The organism is Burkholderia sp. BCC1993 (assembly GCF_905339865.1).
Taxonomy (GTDB): domain Bacteria; phylum Pseudomonadota; class Gammaproteobacteria; order Burkholderiales; family Burkholderiaceae; genus Burkholderia.
The window spans coordinates 1-25,510 of the sequence record NZ_CAJPGZ010000011.1 but is presented as its reverse complement, the minus strand read 5'-3'; the positions used below and the strand labels follow the sequence as shown (position 1 = coordinate 25,510).

The window sequence follows — 25,510 nt, the reverse complement described above, 5'->3', positions numbered from 1 at the left end:
CACGGCTGACACGCCCTCGATATGCGCGGATGCTTCGCGTCCCTTCCAGCGTCGGCGATCCCACAGTGCTTGCTTCAGGTGACCATTGCGAGGCAATAATAGTGCAGGTTCGCGTTCTGAGGAGATCGAATGCCGAAATCGTTCCCGCGCTTCACGCTCAAAGTGGCGCTTCAGCACATCGATCCGCCCATCTGGCGTCAGATCGAAGTCGAAGGAACTGAATCGCTGCGCAAGCTGCATCACATTCTGCAAGCAGCTTTCGGATGGGAAGACACGCATCTCCACGACTTCCTGATCGATGGCATGACCTACGCCATGTTCGAGATCGATGACGTGGTGGACTTTGCTGACACGGGCACGACTGCAGATGACCGAAAGGTTCGTCTGCAGGCGGTCCTGAAGCCAGGTTCGCACTTCGTTTACCGATACGACTTCGGGGACGGCTGGAATCACAGCGTCGTCGTCGAGAAGATGGAAACGATCGAGGGCCAACCTTGGGGAGAAGCCCAAGTCATTGGCGGCGCCCGTGCTTGTCCGCCGGAGGACGTTGGCGGTCCATCCGGCTATGAGGCGTTCCTGAATACGCTATCCAACGATCCGGACAGTGAAAAGGCAGAGCGTTACCGAAACTGGATCGGGTCCGGCTTCGACGCGGAATTGTTCGATTTGCGCGCTGCCAATGCAGCGCTGTTGCGCATGGCTTCCAACCGTTGGGGCAATCGGTAACTCAAACTGCGTCAAGACTCTGGACGGCATGAAGACGAGCTGCTGGACTTCATGACTCTAACGAGACCGCAGTATGCCGATAGAACCTTAGTGTTGCGCTGAAGCGGCTGATGTTCGGCGCGGGACGCAACACCTCCAAATGCAATCAATGTCGTAGCCATTTCAAGATGTCGTGGCGCCAGCTAAATAGAAATGTCCGGTTTTGAGGTTGGGGTTAGGGTTGGTTTTGCTGCCTGTTTGTCCTGGTTTATTCGTTACGCCGTGTCGAAGGCGGGCGTCTGAACGGGCAGGGCGCTTGCGTCGGATCCACTGTCCCTTGCAGACCGACGGCCAGGTTTGCGGGGTTGCGGTTGCGCCTGCCTGCGCTCAGCCAAATCCACAATCACTTGCTCGACGTCCGCCTGCACGAACTCGCGCTGCTTCTTCTTGCCCGGCTGAGGTTTGTTTCGATCGGTCTTGGTCGAGTCGCCCCGGTTTGTTCGGGATGGGGCTTTACCGATGCGGCTGTTATCGCGTTGCGCCTGAATCGCCTGAGCGACCTGCAATACGTGACTCAGGCGCTTGTGTTCGACGACTGCGGCTTGATCGATCTCGGCCAGCCGATCGTACTGCCTGCAGGGCAACACCTGATCCTCCGTCCGGAGCTCGATGCGCCCGTCCGGGTACTCCCACACGTCGATGTAGCGGTGAATCAGCTTCCGGTTCTCTGGCGTGTCGTCCAGCAGGTACATCACCCGGTCGTACTGCACCGTCAGCGACTTCGTCACTTTCCGCGGTTCGCGCCACGTAAGCGTCAACTCAAGGCTCTCGTCGTCCCGCAGTGGCCGGTGAGCGTCGAAACTGCTCTTCGGTGGCTTCGCGAAACGTGCGTTGTAGGCCGCCATGAAGGAGGGTGCATAGGCGTTCGCCTCGGCCACCGTGCTGATCCCGCGCAGTCGCATTTCCTTGACCAAGCGATCCTGCAGCGTCAGATGTGCTCGCTCGACTCGCCCCTTGGCCGGACTACTGTTTGCGCAGAACGCGTCGATGTTCAGCTCGTACATCGCGCGACCGAAGTGCGTCACCCGATTACCAGTCTTGCCTGGCGTCACGTTGCGGAACACGCTGTACTTGTCGCTATAGAACGCCCCCGGCTTGCCGTGGCACTCGATGTACGCGCGCGTCGCCTCGAAGTAGCTGAAGGTAGATTCGGTCTGCGTGAAATGCAGCATCATCAGCCGGCTCGTCGCGTCGTCGACGTACACCAGCAACGTGCAGGCCGGCGCCCGTTCCTCGAACCACCGATGGTCGCTGCCATCGATCTGGATCAGTTCGCCCAGACATGCTCGGCGCGCACGCGGCTGGTAGACCTTCGGTGGCCGCTGCCGGCGCGGCACCCATAAACCAGCCTCCGTCATCAGCTTCCTGACTGTTTCCTTGGCCAGCCGGATGTCGTGGCATTCGGGGCGCCTTTGATTTCCATGCGCTTCTCCGGTTAGGCGCCTTGAGGCCTGGCAAGGCCTTGCCTTGCAGCCCTAAATATTTATTCCGATAAAACAATGGGTTAGTGTCTACCCTTCGCGAACAAAGCAGAGGGCGTCCCCAGACGTGGCCGCATCGAAGATGAGCGGTCCCTCGACCGGCGGTCCCAGCTCACCCGTCGTTAGGCGCTTCGACTGGTTGACGGAATGGGGTTGTCGGCCGCGATGCTTGGCAAGATCCGCTTTGCGTACAGTGCCACGGGAAAGTTGAAGGTGCCGCGCAAGTTGATGCCCTCGATATGAGTGGGGGCGATTCGCCTGAGTTGGTCGGTTGCGATCGACTGTCCCCGGCTGGCCTCGATGTCCTCCAGGGCTCGTTGCATGTGGGTGGTGTTCCAAGCCATCAAGATGTTCGAGAGCAAGGTCAACGCCGATGACACAGCGGCAAGTGATTCTTGGCGCCGAGCAAGCTCCGCCGGAATGCGACCGATGTGAATTGCGCGTTGCACGGTATGCACCGCTTCTCCCCGATTCAGCGCATGTTGCAACTCCGACCGAAACGAAGCATTGGTGAAGTAGTCGATCAAAAAGATACTTCTGAATAAGCGGCCGATGTGTACGCCGCCATCGTACACAGCCTGACCTCGAGCAGCCGAGCCGAATCTCGCGATCGCTTCGACAGCTGTGCATTGGCCAGAGTGGATCGAGGCGACGATCCTCACGAATTCGTCCCACACGTCGACGATGAGACCGAGTCGGACGTCCCGATCCGTGACCCCTGCGAGCCGCGCCGGGATCGCCTGGCTGCGAGGCACGTGCAGACGTCGGTCGCGAAGGTGTGAGAGGCGAGGGCATAAATCAAAGCCAAGTGCCCGGGACACGCCCATCGCGAAATCGGTGTAGCCGTGCGTATCGACAGCGAGTTGAGCGATGTCCTTGGTGGCGCTTTGCCGGACGACGCCCTCGATTGCGGCACCTGCCTGCCGCTCATTCAGGACGATGGGTTGGTCGTAGAAAATGCCCCAACGATCCAGCACATGCGTGTACATCCCAATGGATGGAGTCCGGCGACGAGGGTCCGCACGCGCTCGCCAAATCGTTCGGGTTGTCTCCAGCGACATCATGTCAGACGATGCTAGATCGGCTCGGCCCCAGTGGGCGGCGATTGGGTGCTCGTGCATGAATTCGAGAACGGCGTCGGCAGCTGCACGCAGCATTCGTTCGTCCGCGAGACGCTTCATCATTTGACGAATCGCTTCGGTTGACACTTCGGGGACCATCCGAGAAATATCAGCAGCCGTCAGAGAGGTGCCGTGAGCCAGTATCGCCGAATACACCATCAGTAACTCGGTGCGTGACCGCGGCTCGCGTCCAAGCAGGATCCAACTGAAGCGTGTCGCACTATCGATCTCGAGGATGATCTCGGGAAATTGGCCTGGCGGATGAGCTTCGAAGATCTGACGGCGAAGTTGATCGGCTTGTGCGTCTGGATCCTGCGCAGCCATCGGGTCGAGGTGGACAGCAGTATCAACACGGATCGAACCATTGACCACGGCATCATCGAGTAGTGCGAGGCGCTGTTCGAGCTGTTCAAGGATTGGTCCGAGAAATTCGTTCGGGTCTTGGGGCAGGCCGAGGTGTCCATAGTGATTGTTACGCTTTGCCTGCCACTGCTCGGCCGAGATCAGCATATGCGCCTGACTTCTGAACGAGAAGCTGTGGTCGATGAAAACCGAGCCGTTGCGCAAAGCGACACGGAGCGCAAAGAGGGTGGCCCACTCGAAGGCAACCATGGCCCGAAGCCGATCGTAGCCATCAATCGCCTCGCGCCACGCACGCCCAAGCCTGATATTGACCCCGTCGGGTAGAAGATAAGCGCGACGTCGATATAGCACACGTAGTAACGAGAGAGCATCGACTACAGGATGAGCACCCTCGGCCTCGAACGGCAGCTGCACGATCCGATTCAAAAGGTTACGGGCGTAGTACCGCTTTCGGACCAGGCACTGCCGGATCTGGCTCCGACGGCTGGTGGGATGCGGTTGCAAAACATCGTCTGCAAGCACACAAAGCTTCTCACCGAGCTGTTCGCGCGAGAGGGTTTCATCATTGGCGAGTGCTTTGACGGCAAGCGCGAACTCGCGGAGTTGATCCGCGGCCTTCATCCGCATCGCATCCACTTCGCGTGACGTGTCGTTGACAACCTTCAGTACCCATCGCCGGAGCATCTCGAGTACCTGATCAGTCGCAACACAGAGTGAATACCGCATGAAACAGGCGGCTTCGATTCGTCGGCTTTGGGGTTCGATTCGCTTGCTGATCGATGGTGGGCGACTTGCACAACGGCGGGCGTAGTGGCGCACCATGGCATCGTTGCATTCAACCGGCCAACGCGTTGCCACCTCGTGCATCGTGAGCAAATTGACTTTGTCGAGGATCTCGCTCATCTGATGGGTCGAGTTGCGCAGCGGGACGGCCCACAGCCATCGCTGGAGACTCGAATGTTCTCCATGGGGTTGAGCCAGAATTCGCGCCCAACTCTCGAGTTTTTCCATACCGACAGCATGCTCGAGTGCGCTGTGCAGTTGCCCCTCAATGTCGCGTACGGCCTGGACGACAAACTGCCTGAGCATGCGCTCCGGTGGTATTACGATGCGATGGTCGTAGAACCAACGTTTGAGATCGTTCGTCAACTGGCCGCGTTCGGGGCGGCCGGTGAGTTGTTCTTTGAGCCAGCGGATGACATACCGACGTTGATGTTCCGCGACGGCGCGAAAATTGATGGCGTCCCGAGCAAAGCACTGGTGGTCGGATAAGGTCTTGAGGTTGCCATCGTAAAGTGAACGTAACGTGCCGAGGTCTGGCGGCTTTACATTCAGTTGCCGGCCAAGATGTCGCCAGAGAACCGTGGGGATCTGCTTGTACGAGCCGAGCGGCCTGCCGGTCATGCGCAGAAAGCCGATGTGCAACGCGACCGCGAGCCGAAAGAGATCGGTGCGTCTTGAATCGATAGCAACACGCTCCCGCTTGGAGAACGTGAAGAATGTGGCGAGCTCGAATTCGCTCAGCTCACGCGGCACTTGTCGGATCCCGAGATAAGCCAATCGCCAGTGGTCCATCAGCGACTCCGAATCGATGACGAGAGCGGCCAAGCGTAGCGAGGCAAAAATTGAGGTGCTACGGGGAAAGTCGGGATGGCAGCTGTAGCTGTCGATCGCCTAAGAATGGTGTCGGAACGAAAACGAGCCGCGGCGCTCAAGCTGAGCGAGCTGTCGTCGTAGAGACCAGATGGCGTGCGTCAACAAGGAGCTTGCTCGACGCAGTATTTTCTTGCGACCCTAAAAAATCGCTAGTTCACCTTATGTAAAATTGGTTAGGATTACATATGGCGTGAGTCGTGGGATGCAGGTCGCGCACCACGCTCGTCAACGGCGGCAGCGCAAGCGGCGATTGCACGACAAACCTTAAAGGTACTTGGTGATGGCTTTCAGCTCGCTCAGCGCGGTGTCGGCGCTCTGCTCGCCAGTCCGGATCGCATGATCGAGGCAATGGTCGATGTGGTCGTGCACGAGCGCGTGCTTCGCGTTACCGACCGCGCTCTCGACCGCCTGCAACTGTTGGGCGATTTCGACGCACGGGCGCCCTTCCTCGAGCATTGCGATGACGCTTCTCAGATGCCCTTCGGCGCGCTTTAACCGTTTGATAATGTCTGGATGTGATTCGTGGATCGTCACGGAACCCCCGCTATTGAATGCGTGGTGAACAGGAACTCGGGAGCGAACAAGCCGCTAATGGGCCGCCCTGCATTATCGGTTCGCCACCTATCCCCCCGGATAGGATGTTACACTAAACCGATTGCGCCCGCCGGACAGGCGGGTCCGACACGAACACAGGTGCATGCAGTGGGACTGGCCCGCGCGGCGATCCACTTCGCCTTTTTGATGACCGTGATTTTGGGTGCGCTGGTGCTTGGAACCGGCGCGCATGCGTCGCTGAACGACAAGTCGGGTCTGTCCGCCGACCTGGTTCACGATCATGGCCAGATGCCGGCTGCGCAAGCCCATGACACATGCGAGCCGGATCACGCGAGCATCTCTCATCCCGACTCACAGCACGAGCACAATCCGTCCGACCATTCACACGAAGTCGCACAGGCATGCGGGCGGCTGGCCGCGACGCGCACCGCGACTGGCATGCCCCCGGGCTCCCACCCACCAGCATTCCCCATTCAGGAGCCCCTCTCCCGAATCGACCGCCCTCCGATGACGATCTCGTCGACCTGACCGCGGCCGCCCGTCGGCGGCCCGGATGTTCGATCAACCGTCATGGGAGTCTTCATGCAAGAACCGTATTACGGGCGCTTGCCGTTCGACCACGAACGGCAGCTGCGCCATGTCATTTGCATCGCGTTGGGTGTGCTATCGCTGCTGTTCGCGTCGAACGCATTCGCCCATGCCGTCACGGCCGGCGACAAGGGATACATCCAGGAAATCTCCGGCGTCAACCTGCTGCCGTTCGTTTATCTCGGCGCCAAGCACATGATGACCGGCTACGACCACATCCTGTTCCTGTTCGGCGTCATCTTCTTCCTGTACCGGGCAAAGGATATCGGCACGTACGTCAGCCTGTTTGCGCTCGGGCATTCGACCACAATGCTGCTCGGCGTGTACTTCAACATCGGCGTGAGCAGCTATGTCATCGACGCGATCATCGGGTTCTCCGTCGTCTACAAGGCGCTGGACAATCTGGGTGCCTTTCGGCGCTGGTTCGGCTTCCAGCCCGACACGAAGATCGCGACGCTGGTGTTCGGCCTGTTCCATGGGTTCGGTCTGGCCACGAAGATCATCGACTACCGGATCTCGCCCGACGGGCTGGTGCCCAATCTGATCGCGTTCAACGTCGGCGTCGAGATCGGCCAGTTGCTCGCGCTAGGCGCCATTCTGATCGCGATGGGCTACTGGCGCCGGACCGCCGGCTTCTGGCGGAACGCGTACCGCGCCAACGTCGCGATGATGACCGCTGGTTTCGTCCTGGTCGGCTACCAACTGACCGGCCTGTTCGTTTCCTGAGTTTCCTCGAGTGAGTCGATATTCCATGTTCAATGCAGATATGCCGTCGCGCGCCGAGCTGCCGACGTCGAAGCAGTTGTTCCGTTCGACCCTGATCGCTGCCGTGTCGGCCGCGTTCATCCTCGTCGCCTTCGTCCTGCCGTCCGAGTACGCGATCGATCCGACCGGCATCGGCCGTGCGCTCGGCTTGACCAGAATGGGCGAGATCAAGTCGCAGCTCGCGGCCGAGGCCAAGGCGGACAGGGCGGCGGCAACGCCCGCCGTCGCCAGCATCGCGCCCGGACGCGAGACGCCCCGTCGCGACGAAATGACGTTCACGCTGGCGCCGGGAGAAGGGATTGAGGTCAAGCTGCGCATGCGGGAGGGTTCCAAGGCCAGTTTCGTTTGGACCGCCGAAGGCGGCGTCGTGAACTTCGATACGCACGGCGATGGCGGCGGCCGTTCGGTCAGCTACGGCAAGGGGCGCGGAGTGGCGTCCGATACGGGCGAGATCGACGCGGCATTCGACGGCAACCACGGCTGGTTCTGGCGAAACCGCGATCGGTCGGATGTGAGGATCGTGCTTCGCACGGAAGGGAACTACGCGGAGATCAAGCGGATGCTTTGATTGGGAGACCGATCACCACTTGTCCGATCCAGAGCCGCGCCGCGGCTGACCTTTCGACGCACGTTCGCGCGTGCGTCGAATCGCACACCCGCGAAATTGGCCGGCATCAGGAGTAGGTGCCTATTCTAATTTCCTCAACGGGTAGTGCATTGGACGGAGTGTGCATCGATTGCGAACCGGGAATTTCCCGGCGAGCCCGACAAGACCCGACCGTGGTATCAGTGATGATGCCCCTCGGGTTCGACCATCCTGAACGGCAGGAGCTGCGTTTCATCCTGACTCGACAGCCGCAGCTCGGCGTCGAATTCATGCGGCTCCGCAGGCGCCACCGTGCTTTCGAAACGGTTGCGTGCCGCATCCGACCGGACGAGCGGCAGTCGCTCGATCTGCCCGCCTGGACGCGATATCTCGACGACGGCCTCCAGGTCGCCTGCCGGTTCTCGCACACTCAGACGCATGCGCTCCCCGTCAGCCGTGTCGACGATTTCAAGCAGGCCGGATGCGATCGCGCAGTCGAAGCGGAACGGCTCCGGCGCATGATGATGCGCGTCCGCATCGGCGCGAACGACTGCGGGCTGTGCGCCGCTGGTGTCGAACTGCACGGTGGCGGCGTCGAGCGACGGCAGATGGTCGCGCAACGTGCTCTGCAGCGCCAGCGTGATGCCGTTGGCCTGCGCGACCGACAGCGCCGGATCGACCGCGACAGTCAGCTCCGCGCGCAACCGGTGCCCCAGCCAGCGCGCCTTGACGTCGACGATGCGAGCGACACCCGGCACATGCGCGATCGAATGGCGGATGTCCTCGAGCACGTCCGGACCGATGCCGTCGAGGCTACGCGTGATCACCGCGCGCGCCGACTGCCAGACGATGCCGAAAATGGCGATCGTGATCAGTAGGCCGATGATCGGATCGGCCAGCGGGAAACCGGCCCACACACCGATCGCCCCGACCACCACCGCGAGGCTCGTGAGGCCGTCCGTCCGAGCGTGATAACCGTCCGCGATCAGCGCCGCGCTGTTCATTGCGCGCCCGACGCGAATGCGGAACACCGCAACTACCTCGTTGCCGATGAAGCCGATCACGCCCGCCACCGCGACCGCCGCCAGTTGCGTGATGGGTTGCGGATGGATCAGGCGGTCGATCGCCTCGTAGCCCGCCACGAGCGCGCTGATCAGGATGATCACAACGATCAGCATCCCGGCGATGTCCTCGACTCGCCCCAGGCCGTAGTTGAACGTCACGGTCGGCTTGCGGCGCACGAGCACGAACGCGATCCACAACGGAATCGCGGTGGTGGCGTCACCCACGTTGTGAATGGTGTCGGCCAGCAGCGCGACGCTGCCGGACGTGAAGACTACGATCAGTTGGAGGATCGACGTGATCGCGAGGATCGCGAACGACCACTTGATCGCCCAGATTCCACGTTCGGACGTGGACAGACTCGGATCGATCACCCCATGCGTATGGCCGTGCGGCCCCGCGCCGTGTGCGTGCACGTGCGCGCCGTGCCCGTTATTGCCCTCGTCGCCGCCAAAGCCGAACCATTCCTTGACCTTCGCCCACATGGTGACCTCCCGGTTATCCCGATTCGCGATGCATCGGTGTCGCGGTACGACATGCGGCCCGACGGAACACCTTAATACGCTTACAACCTATCCTCCCGGTGGGGATGTTACACTACGCGCGCTTGATTCGGCAGGCCGATACATCGCTACTGCCGTTGCGTCATGGAATGATTAAACCGCACGGTTACCCAAGGATGACTCTCGATGATCCGGTGAAGGTGCTCGCCTGGCTGCAGCGCCGCCCTTCGGCCAGCGAACTGCGCTCGGCCTTTCCCGCCGAATGGGACAGCATGGAACACGAACTGGAAGGCGCGCTGCAGGCGCGCGATCCGAGCCGCCTGCATCGCTTGCTGAACGCGGAGGCGCCGTCGTCCGGGCGCCGCGTGCGCGGTACCCCCGGCCGCAAGGAAAAGCAGGCACTGGTTCGCATCGCGATTCGTCAGCAGATGGCACGCGTCGCCCTCCAGCGCTATGCGATGGCGCTCGCCACCGGTCGTACATCGGGCAAGATTCGTTTCAACCTGTTCAATGGTTGGCTCACGCCGCGTCTGCTGTTCCGACGCGGCCTCGAGCGCAAGCCGGTTTCGATGACCTGGTTCCGGCTCCTCTGGCCACTGGTCTGGCAGAAGCGCTATCTGATGCCGCTCGTCGAGCCCAAGGGAATCTACTGCTTCTATTCGAAGCAGTTCGTCCGCCAGTTGAAGGAAATCATCGGGGGACGCGGCTGCCTCGAAGTCGGCGCGGGAGATGGAACCTTGACGCGATTTCTGCAAGAGGCCGGCGTACGCGCAACGGCCACCGACGACCATAGCTGGGCACACCGGATCACGTACCCGGAGTCCGTGATCCGGATGGACGCACATGCCGCCCTGCACGAATACCCGTCGGCCGTCGTCATCTGCTCGTGGCCGCCGGCCGGCAACGACTTCGAGCGCGAGATCTTGCGCAGCGACGACGTCGACATCTACCTGGCGATCGTCAGTGTTCATCGCGCGGCGAGCGGCAACTGGCGCGACTACGAACAGCAGACCCGTTTCACGCTGGAGCGCCGGCCGGATCTCGCGCGGTTGCTGGTGCCGCCGGAACTCGGCTGCGACGTGCTGCTGTTCAGGCGCAGGCCCGCCGCGGCTGCGTGACCGAATCGCCTGCCCCGCGGGTTTGCGCGAGCCCGCCCGCGATCGCGGAATGACAACTTCTGGAGCTCAACGTGCTGGACGTCTTATCCAATCGAACCTATCGACATCTGTTCCTGGCCCAGGTCATCGCACTCGTCGGTACGGGGCTTGCGACCGTGGCGCTCGGGCTGCTCGCCTATAATCTGGCCGGCGCAAACGCGGGCAGCGTTCTCGGCACCGCGCTTGCCATCAAGATGGTCGCATACGTGTTGATCGCACCGATCGTCGGCGCATTCGCCAACCGCCTGCCGCGACGCGCATTCCTCGTCGCGATGGACCTCGTGCGCGCGTTCGTCGCGCTGTCGCTGCCGTTCGTCACGCAGGCATGGCAGATCTATGTGCTGATCTTCCTGCTGCAATCGGCGTCCGCCGCATTCACGCCGACGTTTCAGGCCACCATCCCGGACGTGCTGCCGGACGAGAAGGACTACACGCGCGCCCTGTCGCTTTCGCGCCTCGCCTATGACATGGAAAGCCTCGTCAGCCCGATGCTGGCGGCGGCCTTGCTCACCGTCATCGGCTTTCACTGGCTGTTCGGCGGCACCGTGATCGGCTTCCTCTGCTCGGCTGCGCTCGTGGTGTCGGTTCGGCTGCCCCAATCGCGCGCGGTGCAGGTGGTCGGCAGCATCTATGAAAAGACCTTCCGCGGTATTTCGATCTACCTGCGCACGCCTCGGCTGCTCGGCTTGCTTGGCCTGAACCTGGCTGCGGCTGCGGCAAGCTCGATGGTCATCGTGAACTCGGTGGTCTATGTCGAGGGCAAGCTTGGTCGCCCGAGCTCGGACGTCCCGTTCGCGCTCGCCGCATTCGGCTTCGGCTCGATGCTGATGGCCCTGATCCTGCCCAAGCTCCTGGACCGGCGCCCGGACCGGCCGGCGATGCTGCTCGGCTCGTCCATTATGGCCATCGCGCTCGGCGCCGGCATGGTCATCTCGACACTCGGCGGGCGATACGAGTGGCACGCGTTTCTCGTGACCTGGTTCGTGATCGGTCTCGGCTATTCGATGACGCTGACGCCGAGCGGCCGCCTGCTCCGCCGTTCGGCCTCCGCAGCGGACCGGCCGGCCGTCTTCGCCGCGCAGTTCTCGCTGTCGCACGCGTGCTGGCTGATCGCCTATCCTATAGCAGGGTTTCTCGGCGCCAGGGCGGGTATGCCCTCGACCTTCGGCGTCCTCGGGCTGATGACGGTGCTTGGGGTCGCACTGGCCTGGTGGGTATGGCCTCGCGTGGATCCCGACGTCGTTGTGCATGAACACGCGGCAGCGGAAGACGACGCGCATTTCGCCGAAGGCGAGCAAACCGGGCCCAATACGCATCAGCATCCGTTCACGATCGACGACAAGCATTCGAAATGGCCGGGCCGGCGGACATAATCCCTGGTGCGGACAAGCCGCCATATCGTTAGGCATCCCGGATCGAACCTTCCGACTCCGGGTGCCGATCTTCAGAAGCGGTGGCGAATCCCCAGATTGACGCGAGCCTGAGATGCGCGTCCCGCGTCGATGTCGGTCGCGCCGATCACGGCCTGTGCTTCGCCCGTTCCGTTTCGACCCGCCGCATGCGTGTAGCCGAGAATCGCGTAGATGTCCGTACGCTTGCTGAGCAGATAATCTGCGCCAAGACTGACCTGATGATAGCGGGCCGACGAATCACCCGACGACTTCAGGTAGTTGTAGCTGATTTCCATCTGCAAGGTCGGAGCCGGCATCCAGACGCCGAACACCGATGCGTTCCGGTATACCTCGGTGCGATGGAACGTCGAACTCGCGTCGGCCGCGTAGCGCGAATCGCTGTAATAGGCGCCGAGCGTCACGGTCGCGATCTTGTATTGCGCCGCGATCCGGTAGATGTCGATCGACTTCGCCGACGCGTACGCCGCGTTCACCGAGCTGTTGAACAGCGTATCGGCTGACGACGTACCTCGGCTCGACACGGACGGATTACCCCGGTCGATATGCAGGTAGCCGCCCGCGACAGTCGCGCTTGCCGCGGCGAACGCCAGCGCCGCGCTATAAGACTGCCCCGATGCGACCGATCCGGCCACTTCGCCGAACCCGTACATCAGCGAGCCGGTGAAGCCAGCGCGCGTCGGGCTCGTCCATTTCATCGCGTTGTTGAAGCGCGCGCTGCTGTCGGCGTTGTCGACGTCACCCGGCGACGTGAACGTCTGGCCGAGATAGCCGTCACCCTGGATCGGCTGGACGAGGTCGGTCAGTGGGTCGTACACGCGGCCCGCGGTCAGCGTGCCGAACGTGCTCGACTTGAGCCCAACGTAACTCTGGCGCCCGAATAGCCGTCCGCCCTGATTCATCTTGCCGGTATTCAGGTTGACCCCGTTCTCGAGCTGAAAGATCGCCTTAAGGCCGCCGCCCAGATCCTCGGCACCCTTCAGCCCCCAGCGCGAACCGGACAGGCTGCCGCTATTCAGACCGACCTGTGTCGACTTTCCGCCGCTGTTGTGCGTATAGACGATGCCGTTATCGACGATCCCGTACAGCGTGACCGAGCTTTGCGCGTGCGCGGCGCCGCTCAGTGCCACGATCGTTGCGATGCTCGGCGGCAGGCGCCGGCTCATGTGCAAAAGAATTTTCATCGCAACAAGTTCCTCACAGGTATTTCAGCCACCAGATGTCACGACGACGCTGCTTGAGGCGCGCGAACCAGCGGACGGGTATGTAAAGCGGCACAACGAGCAGCAACCACCACAGCCAGATGCCCGACAGATGGTCGAAGCCGTAATACTTGCCCTGATTCGCGCCCCAGACGGCAAACGCGATCAGATAGAGCGCCTTCAGCACATACAGGTGCAACAGATAAAAGAACATCGGTGCACCGCCCAGCGTCGCCAGCATCGGCATCGCGCGCGCGTCCTGGATTTTCTCGAACCACGCGAGCAGTACGAGGCCCAGACCGAGGGTAGGCAGCAGGAACATCAGCGACGGCGGATACTTGCGCGCGCTGAAGAAGCTCATCAGCGTGCGCACGGTATCGCCGGTGTGCACCCAGGGCTTATCGCCGTAAAAGTTCAGGTAACGGATCACGAAGAACGCGACGATCAGGCCAATGCCCCATTTCATCAGGCGCTCGGTACGTGTTTTCGTGTCGACGGTCTTCGCAAACCATGGCCCCATCGCGTAGCCGAGCAGGATCACGCCGATCCAGGGCAGCACCGGATAGGTTGTCCGCGCCCGTGTGACCCCGCCGAGATCGATGAAGACTCGCTGGTGCAGGATCGACCACGGCACGAAGAATGGCGAATCAGGGCCGAGCACGATGCCGTCGGTCAGGTTGTGACCGAACACGATCGCAGCGCCGATCACGATCTGCCATGGTCGCGGCAGATGAAGCAGTACCGCGAGCGCCATCATGCAAATCCCAATGCACCAGATCACCTGGAGCCAGAGCGTCTTCGGCGGAAATTCGGCAGTCCACGCGAAACAGACGAACGTCAGTTCGAGAAAAACGAGGAACAATCCACGCTTGAGCAAGAACGCGGACGTTTCGCGCGGGCTGTGCGATTGCCCGTACAAATAGGCGGACAGCCCGGTAAGCAAAATGAACACCGGCGCACAAATCTCGCTGACCATGCGCGTCAGGAACAGATCGGGCGAGATGGTCAACGCATCCATCGGGTCCGTTACCTGCCGATGCAGGAAAAACGTCTCGCGGACGTGGTCGACGAGCATGCACAGCATCACGAAGCCACGCAGCGCGTCGATCGCGAGAAGGCGTGTTCGTGTCTGCACGGCCGGTACGGCGGCGGATTGCGTGGCGATCGTGTCGCCGCGCGTGGAAAATCCGGATGAGATATTCATGTGTGCCTCGCACAAAGGACAAGGTCGGACATCGGTTGGGAAACGCTCGCCGGGACGGGCGAGCGGCAAAGCATGCCGCGAGATCAGCCGTGCGGACGGAACAGGCGCGCGTAGAAGCCGTCGGCATGCACCTTGATGACGACGTCCTGATCACCCCGATTGCGCCAGTACCATCCGTGCGTGCCGTCGAACGGCGCCGTGAATGCCCCTTGCGCGCCCGTCTGATCGGCTGCTTTCCAGTAGCTGGTGAATGCCTTGCCGGCATTCGGACGTTCGCCGTGCATATCGACGTTCACCGGGCCGCCGACGGCCTCCCAGCGAAACACGAAGTGATCGCCTTTAACCATCTGCGCTTTGATCTCCGCACCGGCGTTGGGCGGCAACACGAGTTCCATGTCGTCGCTCCGGTAGGCCGTCGTCTTGCTGATCGTTTGCCGGTTGGGGACGGGAAACTCGCCCGCGGCGATCGTCAAATCGGGCATCGGTGATTTGGCGCCGGTGCTGGCCATCTTCGTCAGACCGAGCAACCCGCCGACTCCGGTCACATCGACGCCGCGCTCGGCGGGCAGCACGAAGAGCGTAAGAATGGCGGCTGCCGCTACGAGCGCCGTCGCAGTCGCTTTCGCAAGCGTCTGATTCGATACTTCGATGCTGCTCATGTCATACCCCGCTGGGAAGGAGGAACTGCATCAACTGGAAACCGGTTAGCACGAATCCTGCGGTCATCAGTGCCGTATTCGCGGCGACTGCCGTGCGGGTGAACGACGGTGAACGCCGCCACGCATTCATTGCGAGCAGGATCAGGCTCAGCGCGAGCAGTTGGCCGATCTCGACACCGACGTTGAACGCGATGATGTTCGGCACCCGGCCGTCCTGCGACAGCGTGAGCTCCTGCAGCTTGGTCGCCAGACCGAAGCCGTGACAAAAGCCGAAGATCAGCACCGCCGCTTTCGTGTTCGGCTGAAACCCGAGTACCGCGCGAAATGCGCCCAGGTTGTCGAGCGCCTTGTAGGCGACGGACAGACCGATGATCGCGTCCACCAGATACGGATTCGCATGGATGTTCGCAATCACGCCCACGAGTAACGTCGTGCTGTGTCCGATTGCGAACAGCGTCACGTACTGGCCGACGTCCTTCAGGCGATACAGGAAAAAAATCACGCCAACCAGAAACAGCAGATGGTCGTAACCCGTGACCATGTGCTTCGCGCCGAGATAGATGTACGGAACCAGATTGATGCCGGCGCTGCCCTCAATGAATGCCTTGTCGTCGTCGGAGACGCCGTGCGCGTGTGCAAGAACCGCCGCGCACGCGAGGCCGGCGACGACGAGCCATTTCATCCATGCGACGCATGTATCGTGTCGCGCAGTTGCATCGAGTGTCGTGCTCGTCACGTCGTCCTCCCGGCGTCTATTTGACTTTGAATCGGGCGCTGACCTTGGTCGTGCCGTCCGCCATCGTCAGCAGCGTGGTGACCTTGGCGCCGGGCTTGACCGTCACACCTTTCGCGCGCAACTGGTTGCCCGATACGGACGCGATCGACGCTTCCTGCTTGCCGTCCGGATTCGTCACGGTTAGCACGCCTTTCACGTTGTGTGCGTCCACGGGGGCATCGTCGTCAGTCAGATACAGGTCCACGGTGCCGTTGCCGGAAACCATCTCGACTGCGACGAGCCCCGCATCGTCGACCAGGCCGCCGTGCTGGGGCATCGGCACACCATGTGCCCACGCGTGGGTCGCAAGCAACATGCAGCCGAGCCAGGCGGCCGTCTTGAAGAATGCATTCATGTCGTCCCCTTATTTCTTGTTCAGGCGCGCGATTTCGGACGCGGGCAGCGTCGACGGCGGGCGCGGCAGCGGCGTCGCACCGCTCGACTGGTTGAATGCCAGCGTCGAGCTGAAACTTTTGATCGCGTACTTCTCGGTCACGTTTTCCGTGTTGACCCGCTCGCCGGGCGTACGGTCGCGAAACTCGACACCCACCACATAGATGCCTTTCCACGGCAGCGGGAACGACACCTTGCCCTCGCCGTCGGTCGTGCCGAGGTAATCCCAGCCCGACGCCGACGACATCGTCACCGGCTTGTTGGTGAGCGGCTCTTTCTGATAGAACACCTGGAACTGTGCGCGACCGCCGTCGACGCCGCCGGTCGGCACGATGTCGAGATCCAGTTCAGGCGCACGCGGGCGCAGATCGCCGACCCAGCGCGTCGCAACCGTCCAGTAGGTGTCGACCACAGCGCCTTCGTCGTGCAACTTGAAGATCGGGTACTTCTGATCGACTGCGATCAGCGTGTCGTCCTTGCCGACTTTCTGCGCGACATCGAAGAAGTCGCGATGCAAGGTCATCTCGAGCGGCTTCTCGCCGTCCTTGGTGATCAGCTTGCCCTTGAGCGCGCGGAAACGGTCCATGCCGCCAGGCGTCACTTCGAGCATGTTCTTGTCGTACTCACCGTAGTAGAGCTTGAATGCATTGCCGGCAGTCGGTTCGAACCAGATCTGATGGGCAAAGGCCCCACCTGTTGCGACAGCCAAGCCGATACCGATTGCCAGCGAGCGGATGCGAGTTGCTTTCCTTTTCGAGTTCATTGCTATGTAGTCCATATCAAATGATCCATGAAATCGCCTGAAGTCTTGTCGTGATCCATACGTTCAGGTGCGAGGTATACCGATTCTGAAATCGGCAAGACAGTACATCGATGATGAAACGGCGGTTCGGGATGGTGAACGTCGTTGAACAGTCGATCGCGCCGGTCTGGCTGCCCCTCGCCTTGCAGCTCGCTTGCTCGCAGACGTCGAATGGATTAAAGCAACGGATGAACCCTGAAAGGAATCAATTGCGGCGCCAAGACGATGCGGTCGTGCGGTTTTACATGGTCGAAACAGCGAATCGTGCTATGCGCACCGACTTCACTCGCGACTCATCGCTGCTCGCACTGGAGCAGGGCAGCAAGCCCCAATTCGTGGCAAACCGAATCGCGATACGACAGCCAGAACAAAATAAATTCCTATAGGACGTTTCGTTCGGACAAGCGCGCAATTTCTCGTGAGTTGCACGCCGGTGATCGCTTCAGCCTTGGGAACACGCACATCACTTCGGCGATAGCCGGATACCTGAAGCTGGTGACGGTGATGAATATCAGGGGCTGTGCGTACCACTCGCACGGTGGTCCGGGACGCGTGGACGGGCCGATGATGATCGTCGCTAAGGGCGTGCCGGGCACTCAAGCATGGGCAAGGTCGGTTAGCGCGGGAATGCCCTCTTTCTCGGGGGCGACGTGCCTCGAGGTGCGGAGAGCCGATCGCAGTTGCCGGCTTGTTTGGATGCACGGCCCGTTCTCGGCATTTTCAATCAACCCCAGTTATTCGGTCCGGTCGCGACGATATGTGACAAGCGCGCCAAATGGTTAACTTGTAGAAGTGATAACAAGTGAGTAGCATCTACTACATGAGCACGATATCTACTTGGTCAATCCTTGTTCTGACCCTTCCAACGGAAAACGCGACAGCCCGCATGCGGTTCTGGCGCGCGCTCAAGGCAAAGGGTTGTGCGGTGCTGCGCGACGGCGTTTACCTGCTGCCCTACACCGAAGAGCATGAAGAGGCGCTGCGCGAGCTCGCGGACGCAATTGCCGAGAGCGGGGGCGTAGCGCACCTGTTGCGCGCGCCGAGCCTGACCACGTCCCAGGAGGTGGAATTCCGGGCGCTGTTCGACCGGGCCGACGATTACGCGACCTTCACGAAGACGCTTGCCGACGCGCGCAAGACACTTGCGGGGCAGTCGGCCACGGAACTGACGCGCCTGCTGCGCCGCATGCGCAAGGATTTCGACGCCGTTCGGGCGATCGACTACTTCCCGGGCGATTCGGCCACCCGCGCCGAGGTCGCGCTGCAGGATTTCGTCGCGCTGGTCGACACCGTACTGTCGCCGGGCGAGCCGCATGCCGCGGATCGCGCCATTCGCCCGCTGGCGATCGGCGAGTACCAAGGCCGCACCTGGGCGACGCGGCAGCGGATGTGGGTCGATCGCGTCGCCAGTGCGTGGCTGATCCGCCGGTTCATCGATGCGCGAGCCAGCTTCATCTGGCTCGCGTCGCCGGCGGATTGTCCGACCGACGCGCTCGGTTTCGACTTCGACGGCGCCACGTTCACGCATGTCGCCGAGCGGGTGACGTTCGAGGTGCTGCTCGCCAGTTTCGGGCTCGACAGAGACCCTGCGCTGATGCGGCTCGGCGAGATCGTGCACGCGCTCGACGTAGGCGGTCCTGCCGCGCCTGAAGCGGTGGGCTTCGAAGCCGTGATGGCCGGCACGCGCCAGCGGGCAGAGAACGACGATCAGTTGCTCGAGCAGATGGGCGCCGTACTCGACTCCCTGTACGCGCACTTCACGTCGAACGGCAAAAACCAAACCGCGGCCAAATCATGACCACTGCCATCGCCTCCACTGAACCGACCTATTCACTTGGCGAGCTGGTCGCCTATATGCTGCGCCTCGGCACGTTCGGTTTCGGCGGGCCGGTCGCGCTCGCGGGCTACATGCGCCGCGACCTGGTCGAACGACGCGGTTGGATCACCGAGGCCGACTACAAGGAAGGGCTCACGCTGGCCCAGCTCGCACCGGGGCCGATGGCGGCCCAGCTCGCGATCTATCTCGGCTTCGTCCACTACCGCCTTCTCGGCGCGACGCTCGTCGGCTTCGCGTTCGTCCTGCCGTCGTTCCTGATGGTGGTTGCGCTCGGGTTCGCGTACTCACATTTCGGTGGGCTGTCCTGGATGCAGGCCGTCTTCTACGGCGTCGGCGCCGCGGTGGTCGGCATTATCGCGATGAGCGCTTACAAGCTCACGACCAAGACCGTCGGCAACGACAAGCTCCTTTGGGCGATCTTCCTGACTCTGGCCGCCGTGACCTTCATCACGGAATCGGAAATCGCATGGCTTTTCGTCGCTGCTGGCCTGATCGGCTGGCTGTGGCGCGCCCCGCCAAAGTGGCTGCAGCGGGGCGGGCTGAATGCGGTTGCCGCGGCCAACTTGCCGGCGGCCAGCGGGTTACTGAGCGGCATCGACCTGCCGCAGCTCGTCCAGATCGGTGCGTTTTTCATGAAGGCTGGCGCGTTCGTGTTCGGCTCCGGACTCGCGATCGTGCCGTTCCTTTATGGCGGCGTCGTCACCGAACATCACTGGCTTAACGACAAGCAATTCGTGGATGCCGTTGCAGTCGCGATGATCACACCCGGCCCGGTCGTGATTACCGTCGGCTTCATCGGGTATCTGGTGGCGGGCTTCCCGGGCGCACTCGTCGCCGCACTCGGCACGTTCCTGCCTTGCTATCTGTTCACGGTCATCCCCGCACCTTACGTGAAGAAGTATGGGCACCGGCCGGGCGTCAAGGCGTTCGTCGATGGCATCACGGCTGCAGCTGTCGGCGCAATCACGGGCTCGGTCCTCGTCATCGCGAAGCGATCGATCGTCGACATTCCGACCGCACTGCTGGCCGTCGCAACCGTGCTGCTGCTGTGGCGCTTCAAGAAGCTCCAGGAACCGGTGATCGTGACGGCCGCCGCCGTCATCGGACTCGTGGTTTTCCCTCTTCTCCACCACTGACTCGCGTCACTGGGAGACGAACATGACGTACCAGATGAAAGCGTTGTCCTGTGATCCGACCGGACTGCCGGGCCTGTCCGAATGGCTGATCCGCAGCCACTACGAGAACAACTACGGCGGAGCCGTCAAACGCCTGAACGCGATCACCGAACAGTTGGCGGGGATCGATCCGTCGAGTGCGCCCGTGTTCGTGCTGAACGGTCTGAAGCGCGAAGAGCTCATTGCAGCCAATTCGATGATCCTGCACGAGATCTATTTCGACTCCCTCGGAGGCAGCGATTCGCTCGGCGGTGCGCTGGGCCGCGCGATAGAACGCGACTTCGGCAGCATCGATCGGTGGCGTGCCGAATTCGTGTCGATGGGCAAGGCGCTCGGTGGCGGCTCCGGGTGGGTGCTGTTGAGTTGGTCGCCGCGCCTCGGACGACTGACGAACCAGTGGGCATCGGACCACGCACACACGCTCGCCGACGGCGTACCGCTTCTCGCGCTCGACATGTACGAACACGCGTATCACATCGATTTCGGCGCCAAGGCCGGCGCCTATGTCGACGCATTCATACAGAACGTGAACTGGCGAAGCGCGGAAGCGCGCTTCCATGCGCTGAACGTCTAAACCAACGCCGCAGTCTGATCGACGCTCTGGAGCGCGACATGCCTAATTCCGACCGATTGATGGGCGTAGCGACGCTCGTCTTGTCCATAGGCGTGCTGGTCAGGGCATGTGACGATCGCCCTGTCGGTGGGGCGAGTGAAGTGATCGCCGATATGTCGCAATTGCCCGGCCCCGTGAAAGCCGCGATCGTTCAGCGGGCCATGGGGCGCAGCGTGAGCGACATCGAACGGAAAACGAACGGGAATACCGTCAGCTTCGGGGTCACGCTTGGGTCGTGGCGTCAGAAGGAGCAGTTGATCATCGATCCCAGTGGACGGATCGTCAGTACCGCAACGGACACATACATCGATTGAGTCCCGCGCCGAAACTCGACGCCAACCCGCTTCCACACCGACAGCAGGAGGTGCTTCATGAAATGGATCACGCGTGAACGGCCGAAGATCGATCGAATCGCCTGCCCGTGGCTGATTGCCCGGTTCATCGACAAGGCCCCCGAGTTTCTCTACGTACCGGGCCCAGACGTGTTGCGGATCGCTGCGGAAACCGGCGCAACGCCCTACGATGTGCCGAACGTGGAACTCGGGCATCACGGCGAGTCGTGCAGCTTCGACGCATTTCTCGAGAAATACGCGCTGCGCGATCCTGCGTTGCTCAAGCTCGCCGGCATCGTACGGGGCGCTGACACGGGGCGGCTCGATCTCGCGCCGGAAGCAAGCGGCCTATATGCCATTTCGGTGGGACTGTCCGACAACTTCCAGGACGATCACGAACAACTGCGTCATGGCATGGTGATGTACGACGCGCTCTACGCCTGGTGCCGGCGAGATGCACGCCCCTAGCAGCCGCTTCGCAGCCGCGCTCGCCGGCCGGCTGCTGCCGGCCGGCGTTGACAACGCCGCATGGCTGATCCTGGCGAGCCGCGGCATGCGCGGCTTCTGCGACGGATTCATTGCCGTGCTGCTGCCCGCCTATCTGCTCTCGCTCGGGTTTTCGCAGTTGCACGTCGGCTTGATCAGCACCACGACGCTGATGGGCTCCGCGATCGCGACGATTGCGGTCGGCATGCTGACTAGCCGCTTCACGCACCGCCGAATGCTGACACTCGCGGCGGGGCTGATGGCCGCAACGGGCATCGGCTTCGCGAGTCTGTCCGCATTGTGGCCGCTGCTCGTCATCGCCTTCGTCGGCACGCTCAATCCGAGTTCGGGCGACGTCAGCCTGTTTCTGCCGCTCGAGCAATCACGCCTGGCGGAAGCCGCCGCCGGCGATGCGCGCACCGCGCTGTTCGCCCGTTACAGCCTGGTCGGCGCCGTATCGGCCGCATTCGGTTCCCTGGTGGCGGGTCTGCCGCTGTGGATTGCCGCGCACACCGGTATTTCGGCGCTGGATGCGATGCGCGGCATGTTTGTCGTCTATGCCATCACTGGCGCCACCGTCGGCATGTTGTATCGAAGATTGCCGCGCCCGAAAGCGCACGCGTCCAGGCCGGCGCCGCCGCTCGGACCGTCGCGGCCCATTGTCGTCCGGCTCGCGATGCTGTTCAGCGTCGACGCGTTCGCGGGCGGTCTCGTCGTCAATTCGCTATTGTCACTGTGGCTGATGCAGCGATTCGGACTCTCGATCGCTGCTGCCGGCCAGTTCTTCTTCTGGGCGGGATTGCTGTCCGCCGGCTCGCAGCTTGCGGCCGCGCCTCTTTCGCGCAAGATCGGCCTGCTGAACACGATGGTGTTCACGCATATCCCGTCGAGCGTCTGCCTGATCGGCGCGGCTTTCGCGCCGTCGTTGCCGCTGACATTGACGCTGTTGCTGATGCGAAGCGCGCTTTCGCAAATGGATGTGCCGACCCGCACTGCCTACGTGATGGCGGTTGTCACGCCGGCGGAACGTCCGGCCGCGGCCAGCTTCACGTCCGTGCCCCGCAGCCTCGCGGCCGCAGTCGCGCCAACGCTGGCGGGCGGCCTGTTCAGCCTTGGCTGGCTCGGCGCGCCGCTGGTCGCATGCGGCGCGCTGAAGATCGCCTATGACCTTTCGTTGCTCGCCGCTTTCCGCCACATCAAACCCGAGGAAGGGGCCAAGCCATAACGGGATCCACGATCACGCCGCGAGGAAGCCAACACGAAGCGAAGCATCACCGCACGACAAGAATGCGCGCTTTTCACTTACCAACCGTCAATGGAGGCATGACCCATGTCACGTCCAAGCAAACTCATCCAAGCGGCCGCCGCCGTATTGATTGCCGGCGCAGTTGCCGGTCAGGCCTGCGCGCAGCAGCATCCCGCGATAAATACCGCGCAGATCGAGCAGATCACCGGCATGAAGGGAACCTATTCGGCGAAGGAAAACGTCTTCAAGGTCACAAAGCCACGCAGCGACGTGAAAATACAGGTGGATGAGTGGGCGATGCCGCCGTTCATGGGGCTAACGTCGTGGGCCGCGTTCACGCCGGGGCATCACGGGCAGACGATGATGATGGGCGACACCGTGGTGTTCGAAGACGAAGTCAATCCCGCGATGAGTGCGGCGCTCAATGCCGGACTCGAAGTGACGGCGCTGCACAACCATTTCTTCTTTGACCGACCCAAGGTCTTCTTCATGCACATCGCCGGCACGGGCGACCCGGCGAAGCTTGCTGAAGGCGTGAAACAGATCTACGACAAGATCGCGGAGATCCGCGCCGCGCACCCGACTCCGGAAAACGTCTTCCCCGGTCACATCGCCGAGCCGAGCACCATCACGGCCGCGCCGCTCGAGGCGGTCTTCGGGTCGAAGGGGCAGACGAACAATGGCATGTACAAGATCGTGATCGGCAAGCCCTCGAGCATGCACGGCGTCAAGATCGGCAACGAGATGGGCGTCAACACCTGGGCGGCATTTGCTGGCTCCGACGACGAGGCCGTGGTCGACGGCGACTTCGCGATGCGCGAGAGCGAACTGCAGGCCGTGCTGAAGAGCATGCGCGCATCCGGGATCAACATCGTTGCGATCCACCAGCACATGGCGGACGAATCGCCGCGCATCCTGTTCCTGCATTTCTGGGGCAAGGGCAAAGCCGTCGATCTGGCGAAGGGTGTGAAGGTTGCGCTGGATGCCCAGGCGGCCGTCGGTCACTGACGTTTGTGGCATCGCGTCGCCGCTGCACTCGGCTTGCAGAGGTGTGGCGGTGGCGGTTGTCACTGGGTGAAATCATGAAACACATTCGAAACTGGCGTTTCCGCCTTTTCGTGCTCGTCGCAATGCCCGTCGTGTTGGCGGCAACGGGCGTTGTTGTCCAACGGGTCGACGCAGCGGCGGACGATCTCTCGCTCGGTAGCCTGCCGTTGAAGCATGTCGCGGACGTTCCCCTGCCCGGGCGCGCGACACGGCTCGACTATGCGAGCCTGGATACGGGCCGCAACCTGTTGTTCATCGCACATCTCGGCGATGGCGAAGTGATCGTATTCGATACGAAGGCGTCACGCGTAATCGCACGGATTGCGGATGTCTCGTCAGTGCACGGCGTCCTTGCCGTTCCGGAGCTGTCGCGCGTGTACGCATCCGCAACCGGTACGGACGAGATCGTGGCGATCGATGCTGCGACGCTTAAAATCGTCGCGCGCATGTCTGGAGGACATTACCCGGACGGGATAGCCTACGCGCCCGCCGTGCACAAGCTGTACGTTTCCGATGAATACGGGAAAACGGAAACGGTCATCGATGTCCAGAGCAACCAGCGCGTCGCGACGATCCAGCTTGACGGCGAGGCAGGCAACACGCAATACGACCCAGTGTCCCGCCATGTCTTCGTGAACGTCCAGACGCGGCGTCAGCTCGTTGAAATCGATCCGGCGACGGACCGAGTCGTTGGCCGCTTCGATTTGCCGGGCGCCAAAGGCAATCACGGCTTGTTGATCGATCCGCGTGAGCATCTCGCCTTTATCGCGTGCGAAGGCAACGATAAGTTGCTCGTCTTCGATATGCGCTCGAAGCAGGTCATCCAGTCGTTCGCTGTCGGGGGGAATCCCGACGTGCTGGCGTTCGACCCGACGTCATCAACGCTCTACGTGGCAGGCGAGGATGGCGTCGTTTCACTATTTCGCTTCAAGGCAGGTACGGGTGACAAGATCGGCGAGGGTCGTCTCGGGCCGAATGCGCATGTCGTCGTGGTCGATCCGACCACACACCGGTCGTACTTTCCACTGAAGGGTGTTGGTGGCAGGCCGATGCTGCGTGTGATGGAGCCCGGATAAGCGCGCTGGCTCACGGAAGCTACCTCAATTGAACCATCAGGATGTCGATGCTCTACCGCTAACCGACTAGTTTGGGGCTTCGCGACAACGCAATGGTGGTTCCCTGAAGGAGCGTGAAACACCCCCCAGACAGAAAGCACTTGATTTCACTGGAAATTATTTTAGGGGCGGACTCGAAGCCGTTGTCGCACCTAGATTAGGCTACCCGGCAAAAAGCATCGAAATCAAGGTAAGGCCCATTCGTACAGCTTCTCGCAGGCCAGCGTCGGGCCGAAGTCCGCGTAGCGATCCCGGATGATCGACAGCGCCCGATCAGTCGTCATGCTATCCAATCGGTTGTTGCTGGGCTTCGCGCGCCTTTGCGACACGAGACCTTGCGGCCCGTGCTCACGCAATCGGCCGACCAGTCGCCGGATCTGCCGTGTCGTCAGTTCGAGTCGCTCAGCCGCGCGCCACGGCTGAAGCTTGCCGTCCGCGACATCCTGAACGACCTTGAACCTGTCCAGCTCGTGCATCGTCATCGTGATCCGTTCCGTTCCAGCCATCAAAGCCTCCGGCGCTGGATTCCCAGCGGCCGATCAGCTTACGATGGGTCGAAAAGCGGACATTTGAACTTGGCTAGAAGCGGACATTACAACTTAGCCGCCACAAT

The 25,510-nt window shown here is 61.9% G+C and carries 24 protein-coding genes and 2 pseudogenes; 15 read left to right on the top strand and 11 right to left on the bottom strand.

Translation table 11 applies throughout. The features are described from left to right. Window positions 1-129 precede the first annotated feature (129 nt). Window positions 130-726: a plasmid pRiA4b ORF-3 family protein gene (locus U4Y91_RS19405; protein ID WP_321806419.1), complete on the top strand. Its 597-nt coding sequence runs from the start codon at window positions 130-132 to the stop codon at window positions 724-726. Between the two features lie 254 nt (window positions 727-980). On the opposite strand, the pseudogene U4Y91_RS19400 reads toward U4Y91_RS19405, so the two are convergent. From U4Y91_RS19400 to U4Y91_RS19390, 3 genes and pseudogenes are all read right to left on the bottom strand, one after another. Then, window positions 981-2,171, bottom strand: a pseudogene (locus U4Y91_RS19400) (ISNCY family transposase); the annotation flags it as partial. A gap of 197 nt (window positions 2,172-2,368) precedes the next feature. Then, window positions 2,369-5,305 carry a Tn3 family transposase gene (locus tag U4Y91_RS19395; protein ID WP_321806418.1) on the bottom strand — a complete coding sequence of 979 codons (2,937 nt, stop codon included), beginning with the start codon at window positions 5,303-5,305 and terminating at the stop codon, window positions 2,369-2,371. Between the two features lie 345 nt (window positions 5,306-5,650). Beyond that, on the bottom strand, window positions 5,651-5,920 hold the full coding sequence (locus U4Y91_RS19390) for a metal-sensing transcriptional repressor (protein WP_321806417.1): 270 nt from the start codon (window positions 5,918-5,920) through the stop codon (window positions 5,651-5,653). A gap of 168 nt (window positions 5,921-6,088) precedes the next feature. On the opposite strand from U4Y91_RS19390, the gene U4Y91_RS19385 reads away from it, so the two are divergent. From U4Y91_RS19385 to U4Y91_RS19375, 3 genes are read left to right on the top strand one after another with little or no spacing between them, the layout of a single operon-like run. Continuing rightward, window positions 6,089-6,469 carry a hypothetical protein gene (locus U4Y91_RS19385; protein WP_321806416.1) on the top strand — a complete coding sequence of 127 codons (381 nt, stop codon included), beginning with the start codon at window positions 6,089-6,091 and terminating at the stop codon, window positions 6,467-6,469. Window positions 6,470-6,523: 54 nt separating this feature from the next. Continuing rightward, on the top strand, window positions 6,524-7,255 hold the full coding sequence (locus U4Y91_RS19380) for a HupE/UreJ family protein (RefSeq protein ID WP_321806415.1): 732 nt from the start codon (window positions 6,524-6,526) through the stop codon (window positions 7,253-7,255). 25 nt (window positions 7,256-7,280) lie between these two features. Continuing rightward, window positions 7,281-7,862 carry a transmembrane anchor protein gene (locus U4Y91_RS19375; RefSeq protein WP_321806414.1) on the top strand — a complete coding sequence of 194 codons (582 nt, stop codon included), beginning with the start codon at window positions 7,281-7,283 and terminating at the stop codon, window positions 7,860-7,862. A 218-nt stretch (window positions 7,863-8,080) separates the two neighbouring features. On the opposite strand, the gene U4Y91_RS19370 is transcribed toward U4Y91_RS19375, so the two are convergent. Further along, complete coding sequence (locus U4Y91_RS19370; RefSeq protein WP_321806413.1) at window positions 8,081-9,427, bottom strand: cation diffusion facilitator family transporter; 1,347 nt, start codon at window positions 9,425-9,427, stop codon at window positions 8,081-8,083. A gap of 167 nt (window positions 9,428-9,594) precedes the next feature. Here U4Y91_RS19370 and U4Y91_RS19365 point away from each other — a divergent pair, with 167 nt between their 5' ends. Together U4Y91_RS19365 and U4Y91_RS19360 are read left to right on the top strand one after the other, a co-directional pair. After that, complete coding sequence (locus tag U4Y91_RS19365) at window positions 9,595-10,563, top strand: hypothetical protein (RefSeq protein WP_321806412.1); 969 nt, start codon at window positions 9,595-9,597, stop codon at window positions 10,561-10,563. Window positions 10,564-10,634: 71 nt separating this feature from the next. Next, entirely contained in the window at window positions 10,635-11,975 is a 1,341-nt protein-coding gene (locus tag U4Y91_RS19360) for an MFS transporter (protein ID WP_321806411.1), read from the top strand. Between the two features lie 71 nt (window positions 11,976-12,046). Here the strand turns inward: U4Y91_RS19360 and U4Y91_RS19355 are convergent, their stop codons facing one another. The 6 genes from U4Y91_RS19355 to U4Y91_RS19330 all read right to left on the bottom strand — a co-directional run bounded on the left by U4Y91_RS19355 (window position 12,047) and on the right by U4Y91_RS19330 (window position 16,953). Beyond that, window positions 12,047-13,177 carry a porin gene (locus U4Y91_RS19355; protein ID WP_321806638.1) on the bottom strand — a complete coding sequence of 377 codons (1,131 nt, stop codon included), beginning with the start codon at window positions 13,175-13,177 and terminating at the stop codon, window positions 12,047-12,049. 31 nt (window positions 13,178-13,208) lie between these two features. Further along, window positions 13,209-14,486, bottom strand: a complete 1,278-nt coding sequence (locus tag U4Y91_RS19350) for a DUF1624 domain-containing protein (RefSeq protein ID WP_321806410.1) — start codon at window positions 14,484-14,486, stop codon at window positions 13,209-13,211. 14 nt (window positions 14,487-14,500) lie between these two features. Next, a complete protein-coding gene (locus tag U4Y91_RS19345; protein ID WP_321806409.1) occupies window positions 14,501-15,076 on the bottom strand; it encodes a hypothetical protein in 576 nt (191 codons plus the stop codon). Window position 15,077: 1 nt separating this feature from the next. Then, a complete protein-coding gene (locus tag U4Y91_RS19340; RefSeq protein ID WP_321806637.1) occupies window positions 15,078-15,758 on the bottom strand; it encodes a HupE/UreJ family protein in 681 nt (226 codons plus the stop codon). A gap of 70 nt (window positions 15,759-15,828) precedes the next feature. Beyond that, window positions 15,829-16,206, bottom strand: a complete 378-nt coding sequence (locus U4Y91_RS19335; protein WP_321806408.1) for a hypothetical protein — start codon at window positions 16,204-16,206, stop codon at window positions 15,829-15,831. 9 nt (window positions 16,207-16,215) lie between these two features. Then, window positions 16,216-16,953 carry a DUF4198 domain-containing protein gene (locus tag U4Y91_RS19330; protein ID WP_321806407.1) on the bottom strand — a complete coding sequence of 246 codons (738 nt, stop codon included), beginning with the start codon at window positions 16,951-16,953 and terminating at the stop codon, window positions 16,216-16,218. 185 nt (window positions 16,954-17,138) lie between these two features. Between U4Y91_RS19330 and U4Y91_RS19325 the strand changes: the two genes are divergently transcribed. From U4Y91_RS19325 to U4Y91_RS19285, 9 genes are all read left to right on the top strand, one after another. After that, window positions 17,139-17,432, top strand: coding sequence for a hypothetical protein (locus U4Y91_RS19325; protein ID WP_321806406.1), 294 nt, complete (start codon window positions 17,139-17,141; stop codon window positions 17,430-17,432). Between the two features lie 434 nt (window positions 17,433-17,866). After that, the gene (locus U4Y91_RS19320; protein WP_321806636.1) at window positions 17,867-18,844 is read left to right on the top strand and encodes a chromate resistance protein ChrB domain-containing protein; all 978 of its coding nucleotides are present in this window, start codon (window positions 17,867-17,869) and stop codon (window positions 18,842-18,844) included. Further along, a complete protein-coding gene (locus tag U4Y91_RS19315; protein ID WP_321806405.1) occupies window positions 18,841-20,019 on the top strand; it encodes a chromate transporter in 1,179 nt (392 codons plus the stop codon). The genes U4Y91_RS19320 and U4Y91_RS19315 overlap by 4 nt, the downstream gene beginning before the upstream one ends. Window positions 20,020-20,041: 22 nt before the next feature. Continuing rightward, entirely contained in the window at window positions 20,042-20,632 is a 591-nt protein-coding gene (locus U4Y91_RS19310) for a Fe-Mn family superoxide dismutase (protein WP_321806404.1), read from the top strand. A 38-nt stretch (window positions 20,633-20,670) separates the two neighbouring features. Then, window positions 20,671-20,985 (top strand): hypothetical protein, encoded by a 315-nt coding sequence (locus U4Y91_RS19305; protein WP_321806403.1) that lies wholly within the window; start codon window positions 20,671-20,673, stop codon window positions 20,983-20,985. 57 nt (window positions 20,986-21,042) lie between these two features. Then, window positions 21,043-21,471 (top strand): chromate resistance protein ChrB domain-containing protein, encoded by a 429-nt coding sequence (locus U4Y91_RS19300; RefSeq protein WP_321806402.1) that lies wholly within the window; start codon window positions 21,043-21,045, stop codon window positions 21,469-21,471. Next, window positions 21,458-22,714 carry an MFS transporter gene (locus U4Y91_RS19295; RefSeq protein WP_321806401.1) on the top strand — a complete coding sequence of 419 codons (1,257 nt, stop codon included), beginning with the start codon at window positions 21,458-21,460 and terminating at the stop codon, window positions 22,712-22,714. Before U4Y91_RS19300 ends, U4Y91_RS19295 begins: the two co-directional genes overlap by 14 nt. Before the next feature lie 105 nt (window positions 22,715-22,819). Beyond that, window positions 22,820-23,743, top strand: coding sequence for a DUF1259 domain-containing protein (locus U4Y91_RS19290; RefSeq protein ID WP_321806400.1), 924 nt, complete (start codon window positions 22,820-22,822; stop codon window positions 23,741-23,743). 74 nt (window positions 23,744-23,817) lie between these two features. Further along, entirely contained in the window at window positions 23,818-24,858 is a 1,041-nt protein-coding gene (locus tag U4Y91_RS19285; protein ID WP_321806399.1) for a YncE family protein, read from the top strand. A 239-nt stretch (window positions 24,859-25,097) separates the two neighbouring features. On the opposite strand, the pseudogene U4Y91_RS19280 reads toward U4Y91_RS19285, so the two are convergent. After that, window positions 25,098-25,403: pseudogene (locus U4Y91_RS19280) on the bottom strand (helix-turn-helix domain-containing protein); the annotation flags it as partial. Window positions 25,404-25,510: the final 107 nt, after the last annotated feature.

Bases quoted from the DNA above. Each gene is read 5' to 3' on its own strand.
- U4Y91_RS19405 (WP_321806419.1), top strand. From the start codon at position 130: ATGCCGAAATCGTTCCCGCGCTTCACGCTCAAAGTGGCGCTTCAGCAC.
- U4Y91_RS19395 (WP_321806418.1), bottom strand. From the start codon at position 5,305: ATGGACCACTGGCGATTGGCTTATCTCGGGATCCGACAAGTGCCGCGT.
- U4Y91_RS19380 (WP_321806415.1), top strand. From the start codon at position 6,524: ATGCAAGAACCGTATTACGGGCGCTTGCCGTTCGACCACGAACGGCAG.
- U4Y91_RS19375 (WP_321806414.1), top strand. From the start codon at position 7,281: ATGTTCAATGCAGATATGCCGTCGCGCGCCGAGCTGCCGACGTCGAAG.
- U4Y91_RS19370 (WP_321806413.1), bottom strand. From the start codon at position 9,427: ATGTGGGCGAAGGTCAAGGAATGGTTCGGCTTTGGCGGCGACGAGGGC.
- U4Y91_RS19365 (WP_321806412.1), top strand. From the start codon at position 9,595: ATGATTAAACCGCACGGTTACCCAAGGATGACTCTCGATGATCCGGTG.
- U4Y91_RS19355 (WP_321806638.1), bottom strand. From the start codon at position 13,177: ATGAGCCGGCGCCTGCCGCCGAGCATCGCAACGATCGTGGCACTGAGC.
- U4Y91_RS19345 (WP_321806409.1), bottom strand. From the start codon at position 15,076: ATGAGCAGCATCGAAGTATCGAATCAGACGCTTGCGAAAGCGACTGCG.
- U4Y91_RS19340 (WP_321806637.1), bottom strand. From the start codon at position 15,758: ATGAAATGGCTCGTCGTCGCCGGCCTCGCGTGCGCGGCGGTTCTTGCA.
- U4Y91_RS19335 (WP_321806408.1), bottom strand. From the start codon at position 16,206: ATGAATGCATTCTTCAAGACGGCCGCCTGGCTCGGCTGCATGTTGCTT.
- U4Y91_RS19325 (WP_321806406.1), top strand. From the start codon at position 17,139: ATGGTGAACGTCGTTGAACAGTCGATCGCGCCGGTCTGGCTGCCCCTC.
- U4Y91_RS19320 (WP_321806636.1), top strand. From the start codon at position 17,867: ATGAGCACGATATCTACTTGGTCAATCCTTGTTCTGACCCTTCCAACG.
- U4Y91_RS19315 (WP_321806405.1), top strand. From the start codon at position 18,841: ATGACCACTGCCATCGCCTCCACTGAACCGACCTATTCACTTGGCGAG.
- U4Y91_RS19310 (WP_321806404.1), top strand. From the start codon at position 20,042: ATGACGTACCAGATGAAAGCGTTGTCCTGTGATCCGACCGGACTGCCG.
- U4Y91_RS19305 (WP_321806403.1), top strand. From the start codon at position 20,671: ATGCCTAATTCCGACCGATTGATGGGCGTAGCGACGCTCGTCTTGTCC.
- U4Y91_RS19300 (WP_321806402.1), top strand. From the start codon at position 21,043: ATGAAATGGATCACGCGTGAACGGCCGAAGATCGATCGAATCGCCTGC.
- U4Y91_RS19295 (WP_321806401.1), top strand. From the start codon at position 21,458: ATGCACGCCCCTAGCAGCCGCTTCGCAGCCGCGCTCGCCGGCCGGCTG.
- U4Y91_RS19290 (WP_321806400.1), top strand. From the start codon at position 22,820: ATGTCACGTCCAAGCAAACTCATCCAAGCGGCCGCCGCCGTATTGATT.
- U4Y91_RS19285 (WP_321806399.1), top strand. From the start codon at position 23,818: ATGAAACACATTCGAAACTGGCGTTTCCGCCTTTTCGTGCTCGTCGCA.